Raw genomic sequence first — 7669 nt, 5'->3', positions numbered from 1 at the left:
AATTCATGCACGTGTAGCAGTCCTCAACAGATTTACGGAATTAGGTCGACCACTTACCCAAGTTACGCCTTAAATTTGGCTCAATTAGGGGCGCTTTGCATTTCAAATCTTTGTGCAACAAAGCCGTCTTGAGCTAAAATTTAAGAAGAAAAATGCAGAAAAAGAGCAATTAAGATGCCCTGACACAATTGATATGTTTGAAGAACAGAAAAATAACTTCCTTAAACTGTCTGATGCTCAGGTTGATAGTTTTGGTAATCAATTATCAGAACTTTCTGAATTAAGTTATTTAGCTAGAGAGGGTGAAAGCTACAAAGATTTAGCATTAAGGCTTAAAACAATGCTTCGAGATCCTGACCAACAACCACAGCTTCTTCCATATTTAAAAAAACTAGGATTTAAACCATGATTGAGTTAGATAATTTTAATTTTGATGAAGAAGTTGCCAAATTCAATGATGTTATTTTCAATCAGAGTAATGAAGTAAAAGCAAAGATATTGACTGGATATTTAAGCTCTATTATTGATGTTGAGATTAAACATTTTGATGATTTCAATGATCATAAAACAGTGCTTAAAGATATTGAAAGCAAAGTAACCTTTGCTATCAATATGCTAAAAACAATACAAAATTAATTATGGCAGATTAAATAATTTTCTATCCCGATCTTCTGTTAAATACTCGTTGATGCCAGCGAGTATTTTTTGTTTCTCTGCTTCATCTTCCATTTTCTTGAGCAAGTAAGAACCCAGTAAAATTTTACGTCTGGTATCGTTTTTTCGATTTTGTTCTTTCTGTTTTGCCTTTTCACGAGCGTCTTTAGCCTGCTTTTGAGCTTTAAGCTGCTTTAAGCGTTCTTCCTGTTGCTTTAAGCGTTCTTCCTGCTTAGCAATTCTCTGTTCTAAAGATTCATTTGTCATTGTAATTCCCATACCTAAAAAACCATTCAAGCATAGGATACCTGCCATTGAGATTCAATGCCTTCCTAAGCTATAATGGTTTTCCAGAATGGCGCACTTTACCAAACTAATTTCATTAAGTTTGGAAGTCCGAAAGGGGATACCCCTTTACCCCATAAAATTATTTTGTTGTTGTTGAGAAAAGACAAATGAGCCACCTCCGCGCTTCATCAGAAAACTGAAGGAACCTCCATTGAATCGAACTAATATTTTTTTTGGTGAATCGCATTCTGACTGGTTGCCTGTCAGAGGCGGAGAATCTGGTGATTTTGTTTTTCGACGTGGTGACGGGCATGCCTTCGCGAAAATCGCACCTGCTTCCCGCCGCGGTGAGCTCGCTGGAGAGCGTGACCGCCTCATTTGGCTCAAAGGTCGAGGTGTGGCTTGCCCCGAGGTGATCAACTGGCAGGAGGAACAGGAGGGTGCATGCTTGGTGATAACGGCAATTCCGGGAGTACCGGCGGCTGATCTGTCTGGAGCGGATTTGCTCAAAGCGTGGCCGTCAATGGGGCAGCAACTTGGCGCTGTTCACAGCCTATCGGTTGATCAATGTCCGTTTGAGCGCAGGCTGTCGCGAATGTTCGGACGCGCCGTTGATGTGGTGTCCCGCAATGCCGTCAATCCCGACTTCTTACCGGACGAGGACAAGAGTACGCCGCAGCTCGATCTTTTGGCTCGTGTCGAACGAGAGCTACCGGTGCGGCTCGACCAAGAGCGCACCGATATGGTTGTTTGCCATGGTGATCCCTGCATGCCGAACTTCATGGTGGACCCTAAAACTCTTCAATGCACGGGTCTGATCGACCTTGGGCGGCTCGGAACAGCAGATCGCTATGCCGATTTGGCACTCATGATTGCTAACGCCGAAGAGAACTGGGCAGCGCCAGATGAAGCAGAGCGCGCCTTCGCTGTCCTATTCAATGTATTGGGGATCGAAGCCCCCGACCGCGAACGCCTTGCCTTCTATCTGCGATTGGACCCTCTGACTTGGGGTTGATGTTCATGCCGCCTGTTTTTCCTGCTCATTGGCACGTTTCGCAACCTGTTCTCATTGCGGACACCTTTTCCAGCCTCGTTTGGAAAGTTTCATTGCCAGACGGGACTCCTGCAATCGTCAAGGGATTGAAACCTATAGAAGACATTGCTGATGAACTGCGCGGGGCCGACTATCTGGTATGGCGCAATGGGAGGGGAGCAGTCCGGTTGCTCGGTCGTGAGAACAATCTGATGTTGCTCGAATATGCCGGGGAGCGAATGCTCTCTCACATCGTTGCCGAGCACGGCGACTACCAGGCGACCGAAATTGCAGCGGAACTAATGGCGAAGCTGTATGCCGCATCTGAGGAACCCCTGCCTTCTGCCCTTCTCCCGATCCGGGATCGCTTTGCAGCTTTGTTTCAGCGGGCGCGCGATGATCAAAACGCAGGTTGTCAAACTGACTACGTCCACGCGGCGATTATAGCCGATCAAATGATGAGCAATGCCTCGGAACTGCGTGGGCTACATGGCGATCTGCATCATGAAAACATCATGTTCTCCAGTCGCGGCTGGCTGGTGATAGATCCCGTCGGTCTGGTCGGTGAAGTGGGCTTTGGCGCCGCCAATATGTTCTACGATCCGGCTGACAGAGACGACCTTTGTCTCGATCCTAGACGCATTGCACAGATGGCGGACGCATTCTCTCGTGCGCTGGACGTCGATCCGCGTCGCCTGCTCGACCAGGCGTACGCTTATGGGTGCCTTTCCGCAGCTTGGAACGCGGATGGAGAAGAGGAGCAACGCGATCTAGCTATCGCGGCCGCGATCAAGCAGGTGCGACAGACGTCATACTAGATATCAAGCGACTTCTCCTATCCCCTGGGAACACATCAATCTTACCGGAGAATATCGTTGGCCAAAGCCTTAGCGTAGGATTTCGCCCTCTCCCGCAAACGACCCCATGTGGGCGGTAAAATCAGCTATGTCCGTATTCCCTCACCTGAAGACTTCTGGTGATGAAAATGGCATCCCCACCCGGAAACTGGAAAACCCGCTATAAAGCCAGTGATCTTGCAGACCATCAAAGATTAGAAATGACCTGCAAGAAATGTAACCGCCTTGTTTATATCAATAAGGCAATGATCAGCTCAATTCGAGGACACGAGCAATTATATTTGGACGAAGTTGAACGACGCGCACGCTGCAAAGCTCAAAATTGCCGTGGCACCATGCGCATGGCAATGGTGCGTCTTGATGAACTCAGCGGTTTTATTGGCGGGATTGCTTGATCTCCCGCCAAGATTTTAAGATCGCAATAAACTGGCTGACTGGCGCAATAATGGTATAGCAATAAGATAAAGGCTTGCTGCGACGAGCCAAACCCAACCATCCCACTGCCCCGCGGTTAAGCCATAAAGCGTCGTAAATCCGACCGGCCCGATAATCGAGGTTATATTCGTCAACCCCGTTAAAGTTCCCTGTAAAGCACCTTGTTTTTCATCGCAAACAAGACCTGAAATAATGGCCTGCAAAGCAGGCATACCAATGCCGCCTGTGGCCAGCATAAAAATTGCCGGCAGAACCATCCAGCTTTGCGTGATAAAAGCCAGCAATAAAAACCCGCACATATCAGCGCCCATTCCAAGCAGCAACACACCGCGGTCACCCAGTCGCTTTGAAAGAGTGCCGGTTAAAACAGCTTGTACGAATGTATGTGCTGCACCAAAAACGGCCAGCGACACACCTGCTGTGCCAATATCCCAATTCAAGCGCTGTTCGCCATAAATCACCCACAAAGCGGCGGGCGCCTGCCCAATCAGCTGCATAAGAAAAAACAACGCAAAAAAGCTGGCAAGTCCCTGAACTGCAAAATTGAAGCGAAAGCCTTCAAACAAATTGATTTTGGCTGGCTGTCCTTCAGGCGGTTGTGACGGCGTTTTGGGCAACAAGAAAGCCACCAAACAAAAGGCAATTGCATTGAGAAGAGCCCCTGCCACAAAGGGCGCATGCACAGATATATCACCAAGAACACCGCCAATAGCAGGCCCTGCAATCATACCTGCACCAAAACACGCCCCCATAAAACCAAACCAACGCGCACGTTCTTCCTGTTTAGTTGTATCAGCGATAATTGATGCCGCGATTGCACCAGTTGCTCCGGTAACACCTGAGATAATCCGGCCGATATAAAGCACCCATAAAACAGGCGCTGCCGCCATTATGCTATAATCAATCGTGGCACCTAAAAATGAAACCAGCAAAATAATCCGCCGTCCATAGCGGTCAGATAACCGCCCTAAAACGGGCGCGCAAAAGACCTGCATAAACGCATAAAGCGATAAAAAAACACCATAGTGAAATGCTGTTTGCTCTGCCGGTACAAATTCATTTAATAAAGCCGGAACCACCGGCATGATTAATCCCAAACCAATCGCATCAAGCGCGACAACAATGAGTGCGGTTATAAGTGATTTTGACATAGATGTGACTTTTATTTATCATTGATAAGTTGGCGATAATAAACTTTATCAACGATAAATTGTCAAGAGGTAATGCAATAAAATGACCAAATTGGATCGTGAGACCGTTATTCAGGCTGCACTTGAACTTCTCAACGAAGTCGGTGTTGACAATTTAACAACGCGAAAATTGGCCGAGCGCCTGAAGGTGCAGCAACCTGCTCTTTATTGGCATTTTCGCAATAAGCGCGCCCTGCTTGATGCCTTATCTGAAGCCATGTTAGAAAAAAATCACACCCGCACCGTGCCTCAGACAGGAGAAGACTGGCGTGTCTTTTTAAAAGAAAATGCACTCAGCTTTCGTAGCGCACTGCTTTCTTATCGTGATGGCGCACGCATTCATGCGGGCACACGCCCAACCAGTGCGCAATATGAGCGCGTGGAAAAACAGATCAGATTTTTATGTGAGAGCGGATTTGAACAGCCCGATGCCGTACGGGCATTAGTGATTGTCAGTCATTATACGACGGGCTCTGTCAGTGAGCAGCAAGCAGCCCTCGAAGATAGTTCTGAACGCAAACAAGCCTCAAAAGAAGCCCCTGCACAGCCATCACAGTTTCTATCTCATGCCTTTGATACATTCGATGCGGAAGGTGCCGATTTTGCCTTTGAATATGGATTGGATGCTTTAATTTCCGGTCTGGAAATGAAGAAAGCCACAAAATAACTTAGCAGATGCAACATAAAAAAGCCCCGCAAAGCGAGGCTTTTAAAATGATTAACTTAAAGATTATGCTTTTGGTGCAGCTTTTGGTTTGCGTGTTGAATAGACGACAAAGAACCCTGCAACCAAACCATAACCAAGCCATTTAAATGGCAGTATATCCGCATCTTCGCTGCGGATTGCACGTACCGCAACCGTGCCCGGACGTGTTTCCACACCCGCTTTACCACTGCTTTGAGCCGCTTCAATCTGATCAGGTGAGACGACCCATTCACGGCCTGTATATTTATCATAGGCCATAAAACCAAAGCCCACGATGAGTGCGGTGATTGCGCCTGCAATCAAACGAATGCGCATATTCATATCAAATTTCCATTATTTAATCTTGTTCAGCTTTTAAGCTGACAACAGCAAAAACATCAATTAGCAAAGCCGATCACTTATTATTATCTAATTCAAAATCACAAAATGGGGTCGTTTGCGGGAGGGGGCGGAATCCTACGCTAAGGCTTTGGCCAGCGATATTCTCCGGTGAGATTGATGTGTTCCCATCCGAGCGGCGAAACATGGGCCAAGAGATCGGGCGATAGCAGCTTTCCATCGCGTTTCTGGTTTGCAACGACCTCGCCGAGCTTCATGGTGTTCCAGAAGATGATGATGGCGGCGAGCAGATTCATGCCGGCGATGCGGTAATGCTGGCCTTCGGCGGAACGGTCGCGGATTTCACCGCGGCGGTGGAAGCTGATTGCCCGCTTCAGCGCATGATGAGCTTCGCCTTTGTTGAGCCCGATCTGGGCACGCCGTTGGAGTTCGGCATCCAGAATCCAGTCGATCATGAACAGGGTGCGCTCGACGCGACCGACTTCCCGCAGGGCTGTCGCGAGCTCGTTCTGCCGCGGATAGGAGGCGAGTTTCCGCAGAATCTGGCTTGGCGCGACGGTCCCGGCAGCAATGGTGGCGGCGATGCGCAGGATGTCGGGCCAATTGCGCTCGATCATGGCTTGGTTGACCTTTCCGCCGATCAACGCTCGCAGGTGCGCCGGGGCGGCCGACGGATTGAACGCGTAGAGCCGTTTGGATGGCAGGTCGCGGATGCGCGGAGCGAACCGGTAGCCGAGAATGGCACATGCGGCAAAGACGTGATCGGTGAAGCCGCCCGTGTCGGTGAACTGCTCGCGGATATGGCGTCCAGCATCGTTCATCAGCAGGCCATCGAGGATGTAAGGCGCTTCGCTTGCCGTTGCAGGAATCACCTGGGTTGCGAACGGCGCATATTGGTCGGAGACGTGGCTATAGGCTTTCAGGCCCGGGGTATTGCCATATTTCGCGTTGACCAGGTTCATGGCCTCACCTTGCTCTGTAGCGACGAAGAACTGTCCGTCGCTCGAAGCCGACGTGCCCATGCCCCAGAACCGGGCCATGGGTAACGCTGCCTGTGCCTCGACCACCATGGCCAGCGCCCGGTCATAGGCTTCGCCCTCGACATGCCACCGTCCAATGCGGATCAATTCCCAGAAGGTGTGGGTGTTTGTCGCATCCGCCATTTTGCGCAAGCCGAGGTTGATCCCTTCCGCCAAGATAACGTTCATTAGCCCGATCCGGTCAGCGCAGGGTGCTCCTGTGCGCAGATGGGTGAACGCTTCGGTGAAGCCGGTCGCCGCATCCACCTCCAGCAGGAGATCGGTGATGCGCGTGGGCGGGATCTGCTTGTAGAGATCGAGCACCAGATCTTCGGCGCCTGTCGGCGCGGCGGCTTCGAGTTTCTCGATATGCAGAACGCCGTTTTCAATCGACCCGCCCGGGATCGTGCCTGCGCGAGCGGCACGGCCAAGCTCGCGCAACCGCATGTCGAGGCGAGCTTGCCGGTCTGCCAGCCATTCCTCCGGCCGCAATGGCACAGCGAGACGACCGCCTTCCGCGATGGATTGTGCCGGAACGAGTGCGTGTTTCAGATCGCCATAGCGCCGGGACCTAGTAAGCCAGACATCTCCGGAGCGGAACGCATCGCGCAGATGGAACAGCACCGCGATCTCCCATAGGCGAGCGTCGCCAGCCCTCTGGGCCCGAAGGTGGCGATGCCATTTCGAGCTGGGCCGCAAGAAGCTGGTCATCGCGGCATCGTTCAAACCGGTACGAAGGGCCGTCACCGCTTCCAGAAGCGGCAGTGCAACGGGCGCAGCTCGCAGATCGAGCAGGCGCAACATGCGTGGAGCGTATCGGCGGAAGCGGTGATAACCGTCGAGCACATGATTGAGCGGATCGTCGGCCATGGTGGCGGTCAGCCTGGTTGCCATTGCAACAAGGGTTTTTAAGCCGTCCCACCCTGACCCACTCGCGATGGCACTGTTGCAAATAGTCGGTGGTGATAAACTTATCATCCCCTTTTGCTGATGGAGCTGCACATGAACCCATTCAAAGGCCGGCATTTTCAGCGTGACATCATTCTGTGGGCCGTACGCTGGTACTGCAAATACGGCATCAGTTACCGTGAGCTGCAGGAGATGCTGGCTGAACGCGGAGTGAATGTCGATCACTCCACGATTTACCG

General features: G+C 50.6%; 8 protein-coding genes and 3 pseudogenes. 7 read left to right on the top strand and 4 right to left on the bottom strand.

Annotation, left to right across the window (positions count from 1 at the left end; genetic code table 11):
- Positions 1-226: 226 nt before the first annotated feature.
- Positions 227-409, top strand: a pseudogene (locus FTT91_RS13880) (RepB family plasmid replication initiator protein); the annotation flags it as partial.
- Positions 406-636 (top strand): hypothetical protein, encoded by a 231-nt coding sequence (locus FTT91_RS13875; RefSeq protein WP_005028396.1) that lies wholly within the window; start codon positions 406-408, stop codon positions 634-636. The pseudogene FTT91_RS13880 and the gene FTT91_RS13875, both read left to right, overlap by 4 nt.
- Here FTT91_RS13875 and FTT91_RS13870 read toward each other — a convergent pair whose 3' ends face one another.
- Entirely contained in the window at positions 637-921 is a 285-nt protein-coding gene (locus FTT91_RS13870) for a mobilization protein (RefSeq protein WP_148245845.1), read from the bottom strand.
- A gap of 232 nt (positions 922-1153) precedes the next feature.
- Between FTT91_RS13870 and aph(3'')-Ib the strand changes: the two genes are divergently transcribed.
- The 3 genes from aph(3'')-Ib (at position 1154) to FTT91_RS13855 (ending at position 3227) form a co-directional block, all read left to right on the top strand.
- Positions 1154-1957 carry an aminoglycoside O-phosphotransferase APH(3'')-Ib gene (aph(3'')-Ib, locus tag FTT91_RS13865; RefSeq protein WP_001082319.1) on the top strand — a complete coding sequence of 268 codons (804 nt, stop codon included), beginning with the start codon at positions 1154-1156 and terminating at the stop codon, positions 1955-1957.
- Positions 1957-2793 carry an aminoglycoside O-phosphotransferase APH(6)-Id gene (locus FTT91_RS13860; protein ID WP_000480968.1) on the top strand — a complete coding sequence of 279 codons (837 nt, stop codon included), beginning with the start codon at positions 1957-1959 and terminating at the stop codon, positions 2791-2793. The genes aph(3'')-Ib and FTT91_RS13860 overlap by 1 nt, the downstream gene beginning before the upstream one ends.
- Before the next feature lie 167 nt (positions 2794-2960).
- Positions 2961-3227, top strand: a complete 267-nt coding sequence (locus FTT91_RS13855) for a hypothetical protein (protein ID WP_052928020.1) — start codon at positions 2961-2963, stop codon at positions 3225-3227.
- 15 nt (positions 3228-3242) lie between these two features.
- Here FTT91_RS13855 and tet(Y) read toward each other — a convergent pair whose 3' ends face one another.
- Positions 3243-4418 carry a tetracycline efflux MFS transporter Tet(Y) gene (tet(Y), locus tag FTT91_RS13850; protein ID WP_011931119.1) on the bottom strand — a complete coding sequence of 392 codons (1176 nt, stop codon included), beginning with the start codon at positions 4416-4418 and terminating at the stop codon, positions 3243-3245.
- A gap of 82 nt (positions 4419-4500) precedes the next feature.
- Here tet(Y) and tetR(Y) point away from each other — a divergent pair, with 82 nt between their 5' ends.
- Positions 4501-5124: a tetracycline resistance transcriptional repressor TetR(Y) gene (gene tetR(Y) / locus FTT91_RS13845; RefSeq protein ID WP_011931118.1), complete on the top strand. Its 624-nt coding sequence runs from the start codon at positions 4501-4503 to the stop codon at positions 5122-5124.
- A 63-nt stretch (positions 5125-5187) separates the two neighbouring features.
- Here tetR(Y) and FTT91_RS13840 read toward each other — a convergent pair whose 3' ends face one another.
- Both FTT91_RS13840 and FTT91_RS13835 read right to left on the bottom strand, forming a co-directional pair.
- Positions 5188-5484 (bottom strand): hypothetical protein, encoded by a 297-nt coding sequence (locus FTT91_RS13840; RefSeq protein ID WP_044501921.1) that lies wholly within the window; start codon positions 5482-5484, stop codon positions 5188-5190.
- Positions 5485-5624: 140 nt separating this feature from the next.
- Positions 5625-7463 (bottom strand): annotated as a pseudogene (locus FTT91_RS13835) (Tn3 family transposase); the annotation flags it as partial.
- Between the two features lie 60 nt (positions 7464-7523).
- On the opposite strand from FTT91_RS13835, the pseudogene FTT91_RS13830 reads away from it, so the two are divergent.
- Positions 7524-7669: pseudogene (locus FTT91_RS13830) on the top strand (IS6 family transposase); the annotation flags it as partial.

Source organism: Acinetobacter sp. YH12021, assembly GCF_013420145.1.
Lineage (GTDB): Bacteria > Pseudomonadota > Gammaproteobacteria > Pseudomonadales > Moraxellaceae > Acinetobacter > Acinetobacter towneri.
Note: the sequence above shows the minus strand (reverse complement) of the source record. Positions and strands in the feature narration are given on the sequence as shown.

What these genes read in the sequence shown, in the direction of transcription:
- FTT91_RS13875 (WP_005028396.1), top strand. Translation starts at nt 406, where the DNA reads ATGATTGAGTTAGATAATTTTAATTTTGATGAAGAAGTTGCCAAATTC.
- FTT91_RS13870 (WP_148245845.1), bottom strand. Translation starts at nt 921, where the DNA reads ATGACAAATGAATCTTTAGAACAGAGAATTGCTAAGCAGGAAGAACGC.
- FTT91_RS13860 (WP_000480968.1), top strand. Translation starts at nt 1,957, where the DNA reads ATGTTCATGCCGCCTGTTTTTCCTGCTCATTGGCACGTTTCGCAACCT.
- FTT91_RS13855 (WP_052928020.1), top strand. Translation starts at nt 2,961, where the DNA reads ATGGCATCCCCACCCGGAAACTGGAAAACCCGCTATAAAGCCAGTGAT.
- FTT91_RS13840 (WP_044501921.1), bottom strand. Translation starts at nt 5,484, where the DNA reads ATGAATATGCGCATTCGTTTGATTGCAGGCGCAATCACCGCACTCATC.